This window comes from Streptomyces sp. NPDC004134, from assembly GCF_042874195.1.
GTDB lineage: Bacteria > Actinomycetota > Actinomycetes > Streptomycetales > Streptomycetaceae > Streptomyces.
The window spans coordinates 1-1,424 of sequence record NZ_JBIAMS010000062.1 but is presented as its reverse complement, the minus strand read 5'-3'; the positions used below and the strand labels follow the sequence as shown (position 1 = coordinate 1,424).

Sequence of the window (1,424 nt, the reverse complement as noted above, 5' to 3'; positions counted from 1 at the left end):
AGGAGTCTCAATGATGGAGTCAAGCCGTGTGCGTGACCGGCGGGGTGGGGGTGAAGGTCCGTCCGTCACGCAGCAGCGCCCACAACACGCTCGCCCGTCGGCGGGCGAGGGCGATGACGGCTTGGACGTGTTTGCAGCCCTGGCCGCGCTTCTTGAGGTAGAAGTCCCGGTTCGGGCCGTCGCGGATGATGCTGGTCTGCGCGGACATGTAGAAGACCCGTCGCAGGCGGCGGCTGTAGCGCTTGGGCCGGTGCAGGTTGCCGGTGCGGCGTCCGGAGTCGCGGGGGACCGGCACGAGCCCGGCCGCGGAGGCCAGGTGCCCGGCGTCCGTGTAGGCGGTCAGGTCGCCGGCGGCGACGATGAATTCGGCGCCGAGTATCGGGCCGATGCCGGGGAGGGACTCGATGATCTCCGCCTGCGGGTGGCTGCGGAAGGTGTCGCGGATCTGCTTGTCGATGCGCTTGAGCCGGTCGTCCAGGGCCAGGATCTGCCCGGCCAGGTCGGCGACGATCTGTGCGGCGACGTCCTCGCCGGGCAGCGTGGTCTGCTGGGCCTGCGCGGCTTCCAGGGCGGTCGCCGCGACCGCGTCGGCGCCCCGGACGTCGCGGTTGGCCAGCCAGGCCGTGAGCCGGGCGCGACCGCGACCGCGGATCGCGGCGGGGGTCTGGTAGCCGGTCAGAAGGACGAGCGCGCCCTTGTGGTTGCTGTAGTCGAAGGCCCGCTCCAGCGCGGGGAAGACGCCGGTCAGTACGTCGCGCAGGCGGTTGATCATCCGCACCCGGTCGGCTACGAGGTCGGCGCGGTGGGCGGTCAGCAGGGCGAGGTCGGCGGCGAGCTGGGCTGGCACGTCGATGGCGGCGAAGTCCCGGCGGTGCCGGGCGGTTTCGGCGATGACGTAGGCGTCGCGGGCATCGGTCTTGGCCTCGCCCCGGTAGGCGCCGGACATGCGGTTGACCGTGCGGCCGGGCACGTAGACGGCCTGCTGGCCGTGGGCCGCGAGCAGCGCCAGCAACAGCGCCGATGCAGTGCCGGAGATATCCACCGCCCAGCGGACCTCGTCCGCCAGCTCCAGGATCTCGCCGAGTGCGGTCAGGATCGCCGACTCGTCGTTGGCGATCTTCTTCGACCACAGCGTGGCGCCGGTGTCGTCGACTACCGCGGCCCAGTGGTGGCCCTTGCCCGCGTCGATACCGGCCCAGACCCGGGCCTGTCGCTCACTCACTCGCCCCTCCTCGTTCCGTACAGCATGCCGCCGGCCCGAGGAGCACCCCGCTGTCAGCTCCGTAATCAGCGACCAACGCGCACATCTCAATCAGCAGCCAGGGCGCCCCGGAGAGCCGGGCGGCCACTCCTCGGAAGCCATTGAAGGCAAGCACGTATCAGCCACACCCGGCCCCCCCGGGCCGCCCAACAACTTACGGAGC

General features: G+C 71.3%; 1 protein-coding gene. It reads right to left on the bottom strand.

What is annotated here, in order from left to right:
• Window positions 1-19: 19 nt before the first annotated feature.
• Window positions 20-1,222, bottom strand: coding sequence for an IS110 family transposase (locus ACFYVJ_RS34775; RefSeq protein ID WP_388900524.1), 1,203 nt, complete (start codon window positions 1,220-1,222; stop codon window positions 20-22).
• Between the last annotated feature and the right edge of the window lie 202 nt (window positions 1,223-1,424).